Below are 15,393 nucleotides of genomic sequence, written 5' to 3' on the forward strand. Positions count from 1 at the left end.
CCGCCTCACGCGGCCTGTTCCGCGCCTCGAGACGTCACGGCCCCGCGCAGCGAGGCGACGACGGTGAGCACGTCCTCGTCGGTGAGTCCGGGATGCAGCGGCAGGCACAGGGTGCGGTCCGAGACCCAGTCGGAGGCGGGCAGGTCCACGGCGGTCCGCCGGTACGCGGGAACCTTGTGCAGTGGCGCGTAGCGGAACGTGGTGTAGATGCCGTCGGCGAGCAGGTCGCCGGCCACCTGGTCGCGGATGCCGGGATCCATCTGCACCCAGTAGAAGTAGTGGGTCGACTCATGCCCCGCGGGGAGCGGTGGCGGGAGCGACACCCCGTCGAGCCCCGCGAGTTCCCGGTCGTACAGGGCGACGATCTCCCGGCGCCGGGCGATCATCTCGGGCAGCCTGCGCAGCTGCACGGAGCCGATGGCGGCGGTCAGGTCGTTGCCGATGACCCGGCGGCCCGGTTCGGGGACGTCGAGCTCCCACCAGCGGGCGGACACCTTGGCGTGGCCGAAGCCGCTCGGCTGGGCCAGCCCATGGTAGGCGAGCCGGCGAATGCGGGCGGCCTGTACGGCGTCCTTGGCGTAGAGCATCCCGCCGTCGCCGGTGACCAGCACCTTCATCGCGTCGAAGCTCCACATGGTGAGGTCTCCGAAGGTGCCCACGGCCCGTCCCTCGACCCGGGAGGCCACCGAGCAGGCGGCGTCCTCGATCAGGGTGACGCCGCGTTCGCGGCAGAGGTCCGCGATGCGCACGATGTCACCCGGGTAGCCGCCGTAGTGCAGGACGATCACTGCCCTGGTCCGGTCCGTCAGGGCGCGTTCGACGTCTTCGAGCGTGGGGTTGAGGGTCCGTGGGTCCACATCGCAGAAGACGGGACTCGCACCGCTGGTGACGATCGCGTTCGCGGCGGCGAGGAAACTGAGCGAGGGCAGGACGACCTCGTCGCCGTGCTGGAGATTCAGCGACTCCACGGCGAGGAACAGCCCGGCCGTACCGGAGTTGATGAACACGACGTGGTCCGCGGCGACCCCCAGATGCTCCGCGAACTCCGCCTCGAACGTTTTGGTGCGCGGACCGTGTCCGAGCCAGTGGTCCTCGAATACCCGGGCAACCGCGTCGAGTTCCTCAGCACCCACCTGGGGCTGAAAGAGATTGATCATAGCCGCCTCTCAGTCCTGAAGTCGCAGTTGAGCTTGGGAAGGGCCGCTCGACCCTGGATCGAGGCACGGTGGTGCGCGGCACGGCCCGCAGCGGGGCACGCCGTGCCGGTCCCTGACTCCCGAGCGCGTTTCGAGCGCTGCTCCAGAGCCGGAAAACACTCTTCGCCTGCGTGCCATGTCGAACAGCCGAGGAGTTTTCATGTCGGATCAGGACAAGCGGGTTGCCGTGGTCACGGGCGCGACCAGTGGGATCGGGCTGGAGTCGGCCCGGGTTCTGGCGGCGTCCGGTCATCGGGTCTTCATCGGCGCACGGAACGCCGACCACGTGGCCGAGACGGTCAAGCGACTCCAGGACGAGGGTCTGGAGGTCGACGGCGGTGTCCTCGACGTCCGGGACAACGGCAGCGTGCACCACTGGGTCAGGTCAGCGGTCGACCGGTTCGGCACGGTCGACGTGGTGGTCAACAATGCCGGCCGGTCGGGCGGCGGCGTCACCGCGGACATCGCGGACGAGCTGTGGAACGACGTCATCGAGACCAATCTCAACAGCGTCTTCCGGGTCACCCGCGAGGTGCTGAACACAGGCGGCATGCGTGACAAGAAGCGCGGCCGGATCATCAACATCGCCTCGACCGCGGGCAAGCAGGGCGTGGTGCTGGGTGCCCCCTACTCGGCCTCGAAGCACGGTGTCGTCGGCTTCACCAAGGCGCTGGGCAACGAACTCGCGCCGACCGGCATCACCGTCAACGCCGTGTGCCCGGGGTACGTCGAGACGCCCATGGCCCAGCGCGTACGTCAGGGCTACGCGGCCGCGTACGACACCAGCGAGGAGGCGATCCTCGACAAGTTCCGGGCCAAGATCCCGCTGGGCCGCTACTCCACTCCCGAGGAGGTCGCGGGACTGGTCGGCTACCTGGCCTCCGACACGGCCGCCTCCATCACGTCCCAGGCCCTGAACGTGTGCGGCGGCCTCGGCAACTTCTGACCGGGCCACCCACGGCCGACGAACCGATCCCGAAACGAGGAGAGCCAGCCATGACGCAGCCCGGACCACGCGAAGTGGAGCACGAGATCACCATCGCGGCACCGGCCGCCGACGTGTACCGGCTGATCGCCGATGTGACCAACTGGCCGCGGATCTTCCCGCCCACCATCTACGTCGACAGGGTCGCCGAGGGCGGGAACGGGGAGCGCATCCGGATCTGGGCGACGGCGAACGGCGAGGCCAAGACCTGGACCTCGCGCCGCACCCTGTCCCCGGAGAAACTGACGATCACCTTCCGTCAGGAGGTGTCGGCTCCCCCCGTGGCGGCGATGGGGGGCACCTGGATCATCGAGCCGATCGCCGAGGACGCGTCCCGGGTGCGGCTGTTGCACGACTACCGTGCCGTCGACGACGACCCCGCCGGCCTCGACTGGATCGACGAGGCCGTCGACCGCAACTCCCGTTCCGAGCTCGCCGCGCTGAAGGCGAACGTCGAACTCGCGCACTCGACCGCCGACCTGACGTTCTCCTTCGAGGACACCGTTCAGGTCAACGGCTCCGCGAAGGACGTCTTCGACTTCGTCAACGAGGCCGACAGATGGCACGAGCGGCTGCCGCACGTGGCCACCGTCCGGCTGACCGAGGACACGCCGGGTCTGCAGGAACTGGAGATGGACACCAGGGCGAAGGACGGCTCGGTACACACCACCAAGTCCTACCGGGTCACCTTTCCCCACCACCGGATCGCCTACAAACAGACCACGCTGCCCGCGCTGATGACCCTGCACACGGGCTACTGGTCGTTCGTCGAGAACGGCGACGGCGTCGCCGCCTCGTCCCAGCACACGGTGACCGTGAACACCGCGAACATCGCGAGGATCCTCGGGCCGGACGCGACCGTCGAGGACGCCAAGCAGTACGTCCACAACGCCCTCAGCACCAACAGCACCGCCACCCTGAACCACGCCAAGGACTTCGCCGAGCGGCGGGCCGGCCGGTGAGCGGGCGGATGCCCCGCGTCTGGCTCGTCACCGGCGCCTCCCGGGGGCTCGGGCGGGCCGTCGCCGAGACGGCCCTCGCCCACGGTGACACGGTCGTGGCCACGGCCCGCACCGTCGCCTCGCTCGACGCTCTGGTCACCGGCCACGGCGAGCGGGTCGTCCCCATGGCTCTGGATGTCACCGACCGTGCCGCGGTGTTCTCCGTCGTGGCCGAGGCCGCCGAGCGCGCGGGCCGTATCGACGTCGTCCTCAACAACGCCGGTCATGGGCTGGCCGGCGCCGTCGAGGAGGTCTCCGAACAGCAGATACGCGATCAGTTCGACGTGAACTTCTTCGGCGCCCTGTGGGTCACGCAGGCGGTCCTGCCCGTGATGCGGCGTCAGGGTGGGGGCCATCTCCTGCAGATGTCCAGCATCGCCGGCGTCACCACCTATCCGAACCTCGGCGCGTACTGCGCGAGCAAGTGGGCGCTGGAAGCGGCGAGCGAAGCCCTGGCGCAGGAGGTGGCGGGCTTCGGCATCAAGGTCACCCTGGTCGAGGCGGGCGAGTTCCGTACCCAGTGGTCCGGGGACAGCATGGTCCGTGCCACACCCAAGGCCGTGTACGACACCGTGCTCGCCAAGCGCCGGCACGGCTTGTCGGGCGCCTACGCCCACCTCCAGCCAGGTGACCCGGCGAAGGTCGGCGCGGCACTGTTCGAGGTGCTCGACGCGGAGAAGCCGCCCCTGCGGATCCTGCTGGGCAACGGCGCGTCCGACCTCGCGCCCACCGTGCTGAGGGAACGCCTGGCGGTCTGGGAGGAGTGGGACGCGCTGGCCCGGACCACCGACTTCCCACCCCGGGCGACACCGTGAGCGCGGGGTCACCGTGCCTGCCGGCCGGCCGGACGCGGAAGCCGTCCCGGCCGGGCGTCCGGTGGCTGTTCTCGGGTCTGCGCCCCGTGGTTCTCGGCGTATCGGCCCTGTCTCACGCCCTCGCGGTCGGCTGGGTGACGTACGACCACACCAGGGCCCCGCTGCCACAGCCAGGGGACCACACCTGGTGGCACGGCTCCGGGCCCGCACGTCCGGAAGCCCTGCACGTGGGCCCGTTCATGGCCCTGACCACGGCGGCGCTGTATCTGCTGCTGCCGATGTCGGCACTGGCCGCGCAGATCATACGGCGCCGGGCGGACCGCCTCCTGCCGCGGGGCGGCACCATGGCCGCCCCGCTGGCGTTCGCCGCCGTGTCCGCGGCGGCCGCCGCGGCCGTCTGTCTGCCGGCCGCGGCGCTCGCCTCATCGTTCTCCCCGGTGGACGGACCGTCCGTGTGGTCCGCCGGGGCCGCAGATGTCCTGACCGTTCTGCGCCTGTGCGCCGCCGTCGGCCTGCTCCTCGGCGTCACGCTCGGGGTGCCGTGGACGGTCGGACGGCCCGACACACCTTTCCTACGAAGATAGGCTGCTCATGCTCAACCGTCGTAACGCGCTCAAGGCAGCGACCGCTGCGGGCGCGGCCTCCTTGCTCCCGTGGGACCGGCTCACCGGTTCCTCCGCCCCGTCAGCGGCCGCGGCGGGGGCCGCCGCTGACCCGGCGCCCGTCTCTCCGTTCGCCCATGCCATGCCGGTCCCGAAGACCCTCCGCCCCGTCTCGTCCACGAGTTCCTCGGAGCTCTACGAGATACGGATGCAGGAGGCTCAGGTCGAGATCGTCAAGGGCCTCACCTCCAGGGTCCGCACCTACGGCGGTACGTTCCCCGGACCGACCGTCAAAGCCGTCCAGGGACGGGAGACCGTGATCCGGCAGATCAACGGTCTGCCCGTGAACACGGCCGTGCACCTGCACGGCGGGCAGGTGCGGTCCGAGCACGACGGGCTGCCGATGGACACGATCGTGCCCGGCGCCGAGCGGGTGTACCGCTATCCCAACACCCAGCGGGCTGCCTCCCTCTGGTACCACGACCACGCGCACCACCTGGAGGCCGAGAACGTCTACCTGGGGCTGCACGGCCTCTATCTGCTCAGCGACCGCGACGAGAAGAGCCTGCCGCTGCCGTCCGGGAGTTTCGACGTCCCACTCGTCATCCGTGACGCCAGGATCGAGGCGGACGGCACCCTGCTCTACACCCGGCCGTCCGACTGCCCGCACATGCTGGTCAACGGCAAGGAGCGCCCCTACTTCAACGTCGCCGCACGCAAGTACCGGCTGCGCGTCTACAACGCCTGCGCCAACCGCTACGTCAAGCTGCGGTTCGCCGACGGTACGGAGTTCACCCAGATCGCGACGGACAACGGCCTCCTGGAGCAGCCCGTCACACGGACGGAGCTGCTGATGCTGGGCGGTGAGCGGGTCGAGATCGTCGTCGACTTCTCCCGCTATCGGGTGGGGGATTCGGTGGTTCTGGAGAACACCGGCGCGCAGTCCGGTGAACGGCCCGAGGTCATGCGGTTCGACATCGACCGCCGGGCCGCGGACAACAGCTACGTCCCCGGCCGCCTGGCGCCGGCGCCGCCCGCTCTGCCCACGCCCACCGTGCGGCGCGACTTCGAGATCCGGACGTTCCCGGCCATGACCATCAACGGGCAGTCCTACGATCCCGGCCGGGTCGACGTGACGGCCGCGCTGGGCGCGACCGAGGAGTGGACGATCCGCAACGTCGACGTGCCGGCCGAGCCCGGCAGGCCGGACTTCCATCTGTGGCACAGCTTCCACACGCATCTGACGAGCTTCCGTGTCCTGGAGCGCGACGGGCGGCCCGCGGGGGCGCGGGACGCGGGGCTCAAGGACACCGTCACGCTGGGCCCCGGTGAGACCGTGAGGATAGCGATGACCTGGGGGCCGTACACAGGCCAGTACGTCTACCACTGCCATCAGCTGGGGCACTCGTCCGGAGGCCAGATGGGACGTATCGACATCGTCGGCTGACGCTCCGTGCGGTCCCCGGCGGGACCGCACGGAGGTACGCGTGGACGCGCCGGGGCCCTGTGCGGGCCCCGGCGCGGTGTTCCGCTCAGGTGGACGTCAGTCCCAGTGAGTGGTGATGGATCCGTCGGGTCCGTACACCCGCATCCGCTCGACGAACAGTTCCTCGCTCGTCACCTGGTCCAGCCGCTCAAGGAGCCGGTCGAGGTCCTCGTGGACCGACAGGTAGCGGCCGTGGAGCGCGTCGTACGTGCCGGAGGCGAGGGCGGTCACCAGTCGGCCGCTCTCCTCGGCCGGCGTCCAGTCGTGATCGGGGAACCGGGCTGCGAAGGGCTCCGTCATACGAGTCCGTACGGAGCCCGGGTTGATCGCGAAGGTGCGCACCCCGGTCGCGTCGGCCTCGTCCAGGGAGATGCCGAGGGCCTCGGTGAGCCGGATCCGCGCCGCCTTGCTGAACTGGTACGCGGTGAGCGGACAGGGCAGGGCGCCGAGGTCGCTGGCGACGGTGACCACTCGGCCACGCCGTTCGGCGAGCATCGTGGGGAGGACGGCTCGCATGCACACGAGGGGACCTCGGACGTTGACCTCGACCGTGTGCCACCAGGTATCGAGGTCGGCCTCCCACAGGGGAGGTTCCCCGATGGCGTAGGTGGCCGCGTTGTTGACGAGCAGGCTCACCGGTCCGAAGTGGCCGGCGATCCGCTCCACGACGCGGCCGACCGCCTTGTCGTCGGTGATGTCCGCCGGAGCCACGAGGACGCGGGACCGGTCGCCGGCGAGCGCGGCGGTTTCCTCCAGCTCCTCGCGGCTGCGGGCGAGGAGCGCCACGCGGGCTCCGTCCTGGACGAGGGCGAGCGCGATCGCGCGGCCGATCCCCCGGCCCGCACCGGTCACGAGCGCCACCTGGTCCGACAGGGTCATCCGTTTCTCCAATGGTCAGGGTCGACGCGGTGTCAGTGTGCCGCGAGCGCACTCCGTGTGCTGGGTGAGTGCCCGAGATTGCGATGGACCTCAAGCGTCGCCGTCGAGCGGTTCAGGGTGATGTAGTGCAGTCCGGGCGCTCCTTCGGCCAGCAGCCGCTCCGCCATGGCGGTGGCGTACTCGACGCCGATGCGACGGCCCTCGGCCGGACTCTCACGGGCCGCTTCGAGGCGCTGGGCCAGGGTCTCGGGGAACGAGGCACCGCTCAGTTCGGCGAAGCGGGCGATCTGCCGGACGTCCGTCGCGGGCATGATCTCCGGGATGACGGGGGTTTCACAGGAAGCGTCTGCCAGCCGGTCGCGCAGCCGCAGGTAGTCCTCCACATGGAAGAACATCTGGGTGATGGCGTAGTCGGCGCCGGCACGGCACTTCGCGACGAAATGGCGGATGTCGCTCTCCCAGTCGGGGGAGCGCGGATGCCGTTCCGGGAAGGCCGCGACGCCCACGGTGAAGTCCCCGGACTCCTTGACCAGGGTGACCAGCTCATGCGCGTGCCTGAGACCGTCCGGGTGGGGCACCCAGGGCCCGTTGGGATCTCCCGGTGGGTCACCGCGCAGGGCGAGGACGTCGCGTACGCCGACGTCCGCGTACTGACCGATGATGTGGCGCAGTTCGGCGACGGAGTGGCCGACGGCCGTGAGGTGGGCGACCGGACGCAGTGTCGTCTCCGCCGCGATACGCCGGGTCATCTCGACGGTGCGGTCGCGGGCGGACCCGCCGGCGCCGTACGTGACGGACACGAAGCTGGGGGCGAACCTCTCGACGCGGCGGATGGCGTCCCACAGGACCCGGGCCCCGGCGTCCGTTTTCGGCGGGAAGAACTCGAAGGAGAAGGACGGGGCACCGATCGTGAGAACGGAGCGCGGTGTCGTCATGCCAGGCACCTCACCGGCGTCGGGGAGCCGTTGTCCGCCACGTTCACGACACACCCTCCAGGGCCTGCTCGATGTCCTGCGCCGCCGCGCGGCCGTACACGCGCTCGATGGTGGCGGACAGTTCGGCGGGGAGAAGCTTGTACTCCTGCGTGCCGACCGATGTGAGGACCAGCGCGGCCAGCGCGCAGCCGAGCTGTGCGGCCCGCACGGGGGCCAGTCCCCGGGCGAGACCCGCGAGGAAGCCGGCCCGGAGGGCGTCGCCGACGCCCGTGGGGTCCGCCACGTTCGGCGTGGGGACCGCGGGGACGGTCTGCCGACCGCCGGCGGCGGTCGGCAGAGAGACCCCGTCGGCTCCGTGGGTGATGATCCAGTTTCCGACCCGGTCCCGCACCTCCCGCTCGCTCCAGCCGGTGCGCTCCTGGAGCAGGGCGCTCTCGTACGCGTTGGTGAACAGGTAACGGGCCCCGTCCACCAGCGCGCGGACCTGTTCGCGGTCCAGGCGGGCCAGTTGCTGGGAGGGATCGGCGGCGACCGGGATGGCCAGCCGGTGGGCCGTTGCGGTGTGGCGCAGCATGGCGTCGGGATCGTCGGCTCCGACGAGGAGCAGGTCGATACCGCCCGCGCGCTCATGGACCTCGGCGATGTCGATGTGTCGGGCCTCGGCCATGGCTCCGGCGTAGAACGTCGCGATCTGGTTCTCGTCGTCGTCCGTGGTGCACACGAACCGGGCCGTGTGCAGGCTCTCGCTCACCCGCACGGAGGCCGTGTCCACGCCGGCCTCGTCGAGCAGCCGCTCGTACTCGGCGAAGTCGACCCCCGCCGCGCCGATGAGCAGGGGTCGCAGGCCCAGTTGTCCCAGGCCGAACGCGATGTTGGCGCCGACACCGCCGCGGCGGATCTCCAGCCTGTCGGCGAGGAACGACAGGGAGACCGATTCCAGCTGTCCTTCGATCAGCTGATCCGCGAAACGGCCGGGGAAGACCATGAGGTGATCGGTCGCGATGGAACCGGACACGGCGATGCGCACAACGCTTCTCCTTGGCATCGGGGCAGGGCGGCGGGGCACGAGTCGCTTCCTCCCGCCGTCGTGCAGCCGGACGCCGACAGTCCCCGACGGCGCTGGAGATCCGCTCGAAATCCGTTGCCGGCAGGGCGCGTGGGGGGTGCGAGCGGTCGGCGGCGGTCGATCTCAAGCGCCACAGGATGCCCGCCGTGCGTCGGGAGCGGCGCGTCGACCACGCACGGCTGGGGCCCGCCGCCGTCCCTTGCGCTGATCCGCGCCGGGCCGTCCGCGCCTTCCTCCTCGCCGGGACGGGTGCCCCGGGGACAGGGCCGTTGAGCAGGCCTCCAGTAGTGCTGGATCGCCCGGGTCCAGGGTTGCCGCATTACCCGTCCGCAGTGCTGCCCTGCCGCGGCGAACGAGGAGAGTGGTGCTGATGCCCGACTGGACGACGTCCGGCATGGATCTTCCTTCCCGGGGGCTGGAGTTCGCACCCGTCGCGGCCCGGTACGCCGAACAGGCCGACGCCGACCGGCGGTTGCCCCGCCCTGTGGTCGAGAAGATCGTGGAGGCCGGCTTCGCCCGGCACTTCGTGCCCGCACGCTGGGGCGGTTCCGCGGGGTCGGTCACCGATCTGCTGCACGCCGTCTCGGCTGTCGCCGAGGGCTGCACGTCCGCGGGCTGGTGTGCCTCGGTGATCGCGGGTGCGGGCCGTATGGGCGCCTTCCTGCCGCTCGAGGGACAGCGGGAACTGTGGGCCAAGGGCGCGGACACGGTGGTCGTGGGAGCCCTGATGCCCCGCGGCCGCGCCACGGTGGTCTCCGGCGGTTGGCGAATCAGCGGCGAGTGGAACTACGCCAGCGCCGTCGACTTCTCCGACTGGGCACTCGTGTGCGCGCTGGTGCCCCTTGACGGGCGTGAGGTGCCGTGGTTCTTCGCCCTGCCCCGCGAGGACTACGACGTCGCCGGGACCTGGGCGTCGGCCGGTATGCGGGGCACCGGCAGCAACAGCCTCGTCGCCGATGACGTCTTCGTACCGGCACACCGCGGTTTCGCCCGCCAGGACATGATCACGGGTCGCGGGGTGGGCTCGGACGCTCCGTGCCACACCACTCCCCTGCGTCTGGTGAGCGGCCTGCTCTTCGGCGCTCCCGCGCTCGGTGCGGCCCGGGCGGCACTGCGCGGGTACGCGGAGCACGTGGCCCCCTCCGCGGGGGACGACCCCGCCGTGCGTACCACGCTCGCCCGGGCGGCGATCGATGCCGACGGGGCGGGGCTGCTGATGGAGCGTGCGGCGAAGGTGGTCGACGCCGGACGGGCCGATTCCCTCGACCTCGTCCGCAACCCCGCGTACTGCGCGTACGCCGTGGAGCGCGTCGTCGACCTCGTCGAGCGGCTGGTGCGGGCGGCGGGCAGCTCGGCCCTGTCGGAGGGGAACCCGCTGGAGCGTGTCTGGCGCGATGTCCACAGCCTGGGCAGCCATGTGGCGCTGCGCTTCGCCCCCACGGGCATCGCCCACGGAGCCCGGCTCCTGGAGACCGGCGGATCCGGCGCCCAGTGACCTCAGACCACGTAGCGCAGCCGGCCATCCGGCGCTCTGAAGAAAGGCAGTTCGTATGACCGACCATGTCTCGGCGGACCTCTACGCCCAGGTACAGCAGTTCTACGCCCGTCAGATGGGCCTTCTCGACGACGGCAGGCCCGACGACTGGGCCGACACCTTCGCCGAGGACGCCGTCTTCCAGGAGGCGAGCCGGCTGAACGAACCGCTGCGGGGCAGAGAGGCCATCAGGGAGTCCTCGCGGGCCCGCAAGAAGCGCCTCGACGCCGACAAGATCGATTTCCGGCACTGGCTGGGAATGCTTTCGGTGACCCCGCAGGACGACGGCTCGCTGCGGACCCGCGCCTACGCGCTGGCGATGCGCGTACCGCGCGGTGGCGATCTCGACATCTTCGCCAGCGTGGTCTGTCACGACCATCTGGTGCTCGTCGACGGCACCTGGCAGGTCCGCCACCGCGACCTCCACCACGACGGCTCAGGCCGCGACTGACGACGCCGAGGAGCCGTCATGAAATTCGGGATCGTCTTCTTCCCCACCGTGGGCCCGGCCGACAAGCCCGCCCAGCAGTACTTCGACGAGGCGCTGCGCCTCGTCGACCTCGCCGAGGAACTCGGCTTCGACCATGTGAAGATGGTCGAGCACTACTTCTTCTCCTACGGCGGCTACAGCCCGGACCCGGTGACCTTCCTCGCCGCGGCCGCCGGGCGCACCCGGCGGATCCGCCTGGGCACGAGCGCCACCATCCCCGCCTTCCAGCACCCGGTGAAGCTCGCGGGGAAGCTCGCCATGCTGGACAACATCTCCGGCGGCCGCCTCGACGCCGCCTTCGGACGGGCGTTCCTGCCCGACGAGTTCAAGGCGTTCGGCATACCCATCGACGAGTCCAAGGACCGGTTCGTCGAAGGCGTCGAGGCCATCAAGCGGCTGTGGACCGAGGAGGACCTCGTGTTCGACGGCGCCTTCCACCGGTTCGGCCCGGTCACCCTGTTGCCGCGGCCCGTACAGCAGCCGCATCCGCCGGTGTTCGTCACCACCGCGCGCAGTGCCGAGTCGTGCGCCGAGGCGGGCCGCGCCGGTCACAACCTGCAGACGGTACCGAACGTCATGTCCACCGAGGAGCTGCAGAAGCGCCTCGCGGTCTACCGCTCGGAGTGGGCGGCCGCCGGGCACACCCCGGGAACCGAGCAGATCCATTTCAGCTACCCGTGCGTGGTGGCGGAGAACGGTGTCGAGGCCCGCCGCAAGGGGCGCCTGGACGACGACCGCAACTCGGCCGCCATCCGCGACGCCGTCGCCGCCTGGGGCACCACCCGCTCCGAGGCCTACCCCGGCTACGAGAAGCTCGTCGAAGCGACGAAGAACTCGCACTTCGAGTCGAAGATGGAACAGCGAAAGCTGCTCATCGGCTCCCCGGACCAGGTGCGCTCGCAACTGGAGCAGATAGCCGACTGGTTCGGCGACGACATCACGATCAGTCTCGGTGTGCACTCGGGCCATCTGTCGTTCGAGGACGCTGCGACCACGATGCGGCTGATGGCCGAGCAGGTCCTCCCCAAACTGAACGGAGGCCACGCATGAACGGGCAGCGGCAGCGCACCGTCACGGTCATCGGTGCCGGCACGATCGGCCTCGGCTGGGTCGCTCTCTTCCTGGGCCACGGTCTGCGCGTACGGGTCAACAGCCGCCGCGCGGACGCGCCTCGGGTCGTCGACGAGGCATTGCGGCTCTTCGCGCCGTTCCTGCCCGAGGGCACGGCCGACCCCGTGACCTTCTCCGACCGTCTCGAGTTCGAGCCGGACCTCGGCAGGGCCGTCGCCGACGCGGACGTCATCGTGGAGAACGCGCCCGAGAACCTGGAGCTCAAGCAGGAGCTCTTCGAGCGGATCGGGAAGGCGGCACGGGCGGACGCGCTGATCCTGTCCTCCACCTCCACACTCGGTCCGGACGACATGGGCGCGCGGATGGCGGACTCCAGCCGCCTGGTGGTCGGCCACCCCTTCAATCCGCCGCACGTGGTGCCACTGGTCGAGGTGGTCGCGGGTGACCGGACCTCACCGGACGCGGTGGCCGAGGCCGTGGAGTTCTTCACCTCCGTCGGCCGGGTGCCGATCGTCCTGCGCAAGCCCATCATGGCCTTCGCCGCCAACCGGTTGCAGTCCGCGCTGCTGCGTGAGTCGGTGCACCTGGTGCGCGAGGGCGTGGTGACGCTGGAAGAGCTGGACCAGGTGGTGACGCACTCCATCGGGCTGCGCTGGGCCACCGTCGGGCCCTTCCTCGCCTTCCACCTGGGTGGCGGCCAAGGAGGTCTGCGCAAGTGGCTCGGGACCCTCGGGGCCGGGCTGGAGCGCGGCTGGGAACTGCTGGGCCGCCCCCCGATGGACGACGAGACGATCCAGTCCCTCATCGCACAGGCGGAGCGAGCGTACGGCGACAAGTCGTACGAGGAACTGGTCCGCGAGCGGGACGCCAAGCAGACGGCGATCCTGCGTACGCTCGCCGAGGTCTCGGCGAAGGACTGATGTCCCCGGGGACGGCGTGTGCCGGGCACCGATGGGTGCCCGGCACACGCCGTCCCCGGGTGTTTCCTCCTGTGGGACGGCGCGTCGCGTGGCACCCGGGACGACATCCGGTGGGTGCCGCCGTCAGGGTGCGTTCAGGCCCCTGCCTCCTGCACGGCGAGTTCCTGGCGGGGAACGCGCCGTGCCGACAGCGGGGCTCGGTCCATGGTGTCCGAGCTGAGCAGCCGGTTCTGCAGCCGCTGCATCTGCAGCGACGGCTCCAGTCCGAGTTCGTCGGCCAGCAGCCTGCGCACGTGCTGATAGGCGTGGAGTGCCTCGGCGCGACGGCCGGCCGCGCCGAGGGCCGCGATGAGCTGGCAGTGGAACCACTCGTTGAGCGGGTAGTCGTTGATCAGCCGGCGCAGTTCCGGGATGGAGTCGCCGTGCCGGCCCAGTCGTTCCTCGGCCTCGATACGGATCTCGAACGCCCGGATCCGCAATTCCTCCAGGTGCACGATGTGGCCGGCGAGCACGTCACCCGCGGGGAAGTTGGACAGGGCGGGGCCGCGCCACAGGGCCAGGGCCTGCTGGATGCTGTCGAGAGCCCCCACCGGGTCACCCTCGATGAGCCGGTCACGGCCCTCGGTCACCAGGCGCTCGAAGATACGGATGTCGATCTCGGCGTCGTCGACCTGGATGGCGTAGCCGGGCGGGCTGGTGACGATCAGGGAGCGGTCGGGCTGGACGAGCCCTTCGTTCACGAACATCCGGCGGGCGTGGTACACGTACGTCTGAAGCGTGGTGACCGCGCTGCGGGGCGGGCGTTCCCCCCAGAGCTCCTTGATGAGCGACTCGGCTGTGACGATCTCGTTCGGCCGGGTGAGCAACAACGCCAGGGTCTGGCAGACCTTCGGGGTGCCCGGGTGATAGCTCCTGCCGTCGTCGGTGACGATCTCGAAAGGGCCGATGAGATTGAAGCGCATCGAATTCAACTCCTCGTCAGCATGGGGCAGCGGCTGGTCAATTCCGGTGCCGGATGCAGGAGGTCAGCGGGCCGCTCGGAATCAACTCGAGTCTCCAAGGCCCCATGGGGGCGCACAAGCGGCTTTGGCTCAGGCCGAGGTCAACTTGTGTCAGGAACTCGTGGACCTTTGACAAGTTTCTTCCTCGGGCGTCACAGCACGCGCAGAATGCAGAATTCCACTCCTGGGGACGATACCGAACACCGTCCGGGACGCGGACCCGTCCAGGGCACTCCCCGCCCAGGCACAGTTCGCCCGGGCGGATCAGCCGCAGTGGACCGTGTCGAGCGCCAGGGCGAACGCGTAGACGTGCCAGAGCCGGACGGCACCCGTCGGAACCAGGGGGCGAGGATCAGCGCGAGCACGCCGGAGAGGAGATGCGCGGCCATCAGCAGCCGCAGTGCCGTGCCGGAGTGCCCCGGCAGCGAGCGTACGAGCCAGTCCTGGGCTTCTCCTCCGCGGCCGTCCGCGGGCCGCTGTCAGCGCACCGGCGTCGCCTGCGCGGCCGACGCCGTGCGAGGCCCGGGAATCGCCGCGTCGCGTGCGAGGAGGCATTCCTCCAGGAAGGCCAGGGCCCGCAGGTGGTAGGTGCGCGCCGCCCAGCCCAGAGAGATGTTGTGCCCGGCGTCGAGCTGCCGCACCACTTCGGCGCGGGGCGCGGCGAGAGGTGCGAGCAGCTCGCGCACGGCCTCCTCGTCGTGACGCCACCACTGTTCCTGCTCGGCGAACGTGAAGCGAACCGGCACGCGTACCCGCGCGGCGATCGCCGGGTACATCCGCGGCCAGAGCAGGCCCTCGCCCGCCTCGCGCGAAGGCACGGGGCGCACGAGTCCACCGCTCGTCACCAGAGCGTCCGGAGGGTAGAACCGCAGTGCCCCCCAGTGCTTGCGCCATGCGCCCCGCCCGTCCCGGCTCGGCAGTTCCCGGCGCTCCACGGCGAAGCGGCTCCCCAGACCGGAGATGTCCACGCCGATCAGGGGAACGTCCCCGCTCTCCTCACCGGCCGCGGACAGCGCGAGCCGACCGCCGCTGGAGTGTGCCACCAGGAAGAATCCGGCGCCCCTCGCCTCACCGGGGGCGAAGCCCGCCAGGGCCGAGCGGACCGTCTGCGTCTGTCCGGCCAGGTCGAGCCCCTCGGGCAGCCGGTCGGCGGATGCTCCGTAACCGGGCCGGTCGAGGGAGAGCACGGTGAAGCCCAGTTCCGCGCCGAGCCTGAGCAGCGACAGGCCGGGGCGTGCCCGGCTGTCGAAATAGCCCGCGCTCATCCCACCACCGTGGAGGGCCACCACTACGGCGCGCGGCACGGACCTCTCCGGGACCGCGAGAAGGCCGGACAACGGTGTCCCGTCGGCGTCCAGCGTGACCGGCCTGACTTCCGGCTGGTCGGGGATCGACCGTGCCATGACGACTCC

The 15,393-nt window shown here is 70.6% G+C and carries 15 protein-coding genes; 9 read left to right on the plus strand and 6 right to left on the minus strand.

Going from position 1 to position 15,393, the window contains the following annotated elements:
- Nucleotides 1-5 precede the first annotated feature (5 nt).
- The gene (locus tag JIX56_RS09995) at nucleotides 6-1,157 is read right to left on the minus strand and encodes a DegT/DnrJ/EryC1/StrS family aminotransferase (RefSeq protein ID WP_257538954.1); all 1,152 of its coding nucleotides are present in this window, start codon (nucleotides 1,155-1,157) and stop codon (nucleotides 6-8) included.
- Nucleotides 1,158-1,356: 199 nt separating this feature from the next.
- On the opposite strand from JIX56_RS09995, the gene fabG reads away from it, so the two are divergent.
- The 5 genes from fabG (at nucleotide 1,357) to JIX56_RS10020 (ending at nucleotide 6,046) form a co-directional block, all read left to right on the plus strand.
- A complete protein-coding gene (gene fabG, locus JIX56_RS10000) occupies nucleotides 1,357-2,142 on the plus strand; it encodes a 3-oxoacyl-ACP reductase FabG (RefSeq protein ID WP_257538955.1) in 786 nt (261 codons plus the stop codon).
- Between the two features lie 50 nt (nucleotides 2,143-2,192).
- On the plus strand, nucleotides 2,193-3,143 hold the full coding sequence (locus JIX56_RS10005; protein WP_257538956.1) for an aromatase/cyclase: 951 nt from the start codon (nucleotides 2,193-2,195) through the stop codon (nucleotides 3,141-3,143).
- 8 nt (nucleotides 3,144-3,151) lie between these two features.
- Nucleotides 3,152-3,997, plus strand: a complete 846-nt coding sequence (locus tag JIX56_RS10010; protein WP_257538957.1) for an oxidoreductase — start codon at nucleotides 3,152-3,154, stop codon at nucleotides 3,995-3,997.
- A gap of 86 nt (nucleotides 3,998-4,083) precedes the next feature.
- Nucleotides 4,084-4,581 (plus strand): hypothetical protein, encoded by a 498-nt coding sequence (locus JIX56_RS10015; RefSeq protein WP_257538958.1) that lies wholly within the window; start codon nucleotides 4,084-4,086, stop codon nucleotides 4,579-4,581.
- A 7-nt stretch (nucleotides 4,582-4,588) separates the two neighbouring features.
- Entirely contained in the window at nucleotides 4,589-6,046 is a 1,458-nt protein-coding gene (locus JIX56_RS10020; protein ID WP_257538962.1) for a multicopper oxidase family protein, read from the plus strand.
- 96 nt (nucleotides 6,047-6,142) lie between these two features.
- Here the strand turns inward: JIX56_RS10020 and JIX56_RS10025 are convergent, their stop codons facing one another.
- From JIX56_RS10025 to JIX56_RS10035, 3 genes are read right to left on the minus strand one after another with little or no spacing between them, the layout of a single operon-like run.
- On the minus strand, nucleotides 6,143-6,964 hold the full coding sequence (locus JIX56_RS10025) for an SDR family NAD(P)-dependent oxidoreductase (protein WP_257538964.1): 822 nt from the start codon (nucleotides 6,962-6,964) through the stop codon (nucleotides 6,143-6,145).
- A 32-nt stretch (nucleotides 6,965-6,996) separates the two neighbouring features.
- On the minus strand, nucleotides 6,997-7,899 hold the full coding sequence (gene metF / locus JIX56_RS10030) for a methylenetetrahydrofolate reductase [NAD(P)H] (RefSeq protein ID WP_257538976.1): 903 nt from the start codon (nucleotides 7,897-7,899) through the stop codon (nucleotides 6,997-6,999).
- A gap of 43 nt (nucleotides 7,900-7,942) precedes the next feature.
- Nucleotides 7,943-8,926: a carbohydrate kinase family protein gene (locus tag JIX56_RS10035; RefSeq protein ID WP_257538978.1), complete on the minus strand. Its 984-nt coding sequence runs from the start codon at nucleotides 8,924-8,926 to the stop codon at nucleotides 7,943-7,945.
- A gap of 409 nt (nucleotides 8,927-9,335) precedes the next feature.
- On the opposite strand from JIX56_RS10035, the gene JIX56_RS10040 reads away from it, so the two are divergent.
- From JIX56_RS10040 to JIX56_RS10055, 4 genes are read left to right on the plus strand one after another with little or no spacing between them, the layout of a single operon-like run.
- A complete protein-coding gene (locus JIX56_RS10040; protein WP_257539008.1) occupies nucleotides 9,336-10,460 on the plus strand; it encodes an acyl-CoA dehydrogenase family protein in 1,125 nt (374 codons plus the stop codon).
- Nucleotides 10,461-10,515: 55 nt separating this feature from the next.
- Complete coding sequence (locus JIX56_RS10045) at nucleotides 10,516-10,950, plus strand: nuclear transport factor 2 family protein (protein ID WP_257539009.1); 435 nt, start codon at nucleotides 10,516-10,518, stop codon at nucleotides 10,948-10,950.
- A gap of 18 nt (nucleotides 10,951-10,968) precedes the next feature.
- Nucleotides 10,969-12,039 (plus strand): LLM class flavin-dependent oxidoreductase, encoded by a 1,071-nt coding sequence (locus JIX56_RS10050; protein WP_257539011.1) that lies wholly within the window; start codon nucleotides 10,969-10,971, stop codon nucleotides 12,037-12,039.
- Nucleotides 12,036-12,980 carry a 3-hydroxyacyl-CoA dehydrogenase NAD-binding domain-containing protein gene (locus JIX56_RS10055; protein ID WP_257539023.1) on the plus strand — a complete coding sequence of 315 codons (945 nt, stop codon included), beginning with the start codon at nucleotides 12,036-12,038 and terminating at the stop codon, nucleotides 12,978-12,980. The genes JIX56_RS10050 and JIX56_RS10055 overlap by 4 nt, the downstream gene beginning before the upstream one ends.
- 134 nt (nucleotides 12,981-13,114) lie before the next feature.
- On the opposite strand, the gene JIX56_RS10060 is transcribed toward JIX56_RS10055, so the two are convergent.
- Both JIX56_RS10060 and JIX56_RS10065 read right to left on the minus strand, forming a co-directional pair.
- A complete protein-coding gene (locus JIX56_RS10060) occupies nucleotides 13,115-13,942 on the minus strand; it encodes an AfsR/SARP family transcriptional regulator (protein WP_257539025.1) in 828 nt (275 codons plus the stop codon).
- A 518-nt stretch (nucleotides 13,943-14,460) separates the two neighbouring features.
- Nucleotides 14,461-15,384 (minus strand): alpha/beta hydrolase, encoded by a 924-nt coding sequence (locus JIX56_RS10065; protein WP_257539027.1) that lies wholly within the window; start codon nucleotides 15,382-15,384, stop codon nucleotides 14,461-14,463.
- Nucleotides 15,385-15,393: the final 9 nt, after the last annotated feature.

The sequence above is a fragment of the Streptomyces sp. CA-210063 genome (assembly GCF_024612015.1).
Lineage (GTDB): Bacteria > Actinomycetota > Actinomycetes > Streptomycetales > Streptomycetaceae > Streptomyces.

Bases quoted from the DNA above. Each gene is read 5' to 3' on its own strand.
- JIX56_RS09995 (WP_257538954.1), bottom strand. From the start codon at position 1,157: ATGATCAATCTCTTTCAGCCCCAGGTGGGTGCTGAGGAACTCGACGCG.
- fabG (WP_257538955.1), top strand. From the start codon at position 1,357: ATGTCGGATCAGGACAAGCGGGTTGCCGTGGTCACGGGCGCGACCAGT.
- JIX56_RS10005 (WP_257538956.1), top strand. From the start codon at position 2,193: ATGACGCAGCCCGGACCACGCGAAGTGGAGCACGAGATCACCATCGCG.
- JIX56_RS10010 (WP_257538957.1), top strand. From the start codon at position 3,152: ATGCCCCGCGTCTGGCTCGTCACCGGCGCCTCCCGGGGGCTCGGGCGG.
- JIX56_RS10020 (WP_257538962.1), top strand. From the start codon at position 4,589: ATGCTCAACCGTCGTAACGCGCTCAAGGCAGCGACCGCTGCGGGCGCG.
- JIX56_RS10025 (WP_257538964.1), bottom strand. From the start codon at position 6,964: ATGACCCTGTCGGACCAGGTGGCGCTCGTGACCGGTGCGGGCCGGGGG.
- metF (WP_257538976.1), bottom strand. From the start codon at position 7,899: ATGACGACACCGCGCTCCGTTCTCACGATCGGTGCCCCGTCCTTCTCC.
- JIX56_RS10040 (WP_257539008.1), top strand. From the start codon at position 9,336: ATGCCCGACTGGACGACGTCCGGCATGGATCTTCCTTCCCGGGGGCTG.
- JIX56_RS10045 (WP_257539009.1), top strand. From the start codon at position 10,516: ATGACCGACCATGTCTCGGCGGACCTCTACGCCCAGGTACAGCAGTTC.
- JIX56_RS10050 (WP_257539011.1), top strand. From the start codon at position 10,969: ATGAAATTCGGGATCGTCTTCTTCCCCACCGTGGGCCCGGCCGACAAG.
- JIX56_RS10055 (WP_257539023.1), top strand. From the start codon at position 12,036: ATGAACGGGCAGCGGCAGCGCACCGTCACGGTCATCGGTGCCGGCACG.
- JIX56_RS10060 (WP_257539025.1), bottom strand. From the start codon at position 13,942: ATGCGCTTCAATCTCATCGGCCCTTTCGAGATCGTCACCGACGACGGC.
- JIX56_RS10065 (WP_257539027.1), bottom strand. From the start codon at position 15,384: ATGGCACGGTCGATCCCCGACCAGCCGGAAGTCAGGCCGGTCACGCTG.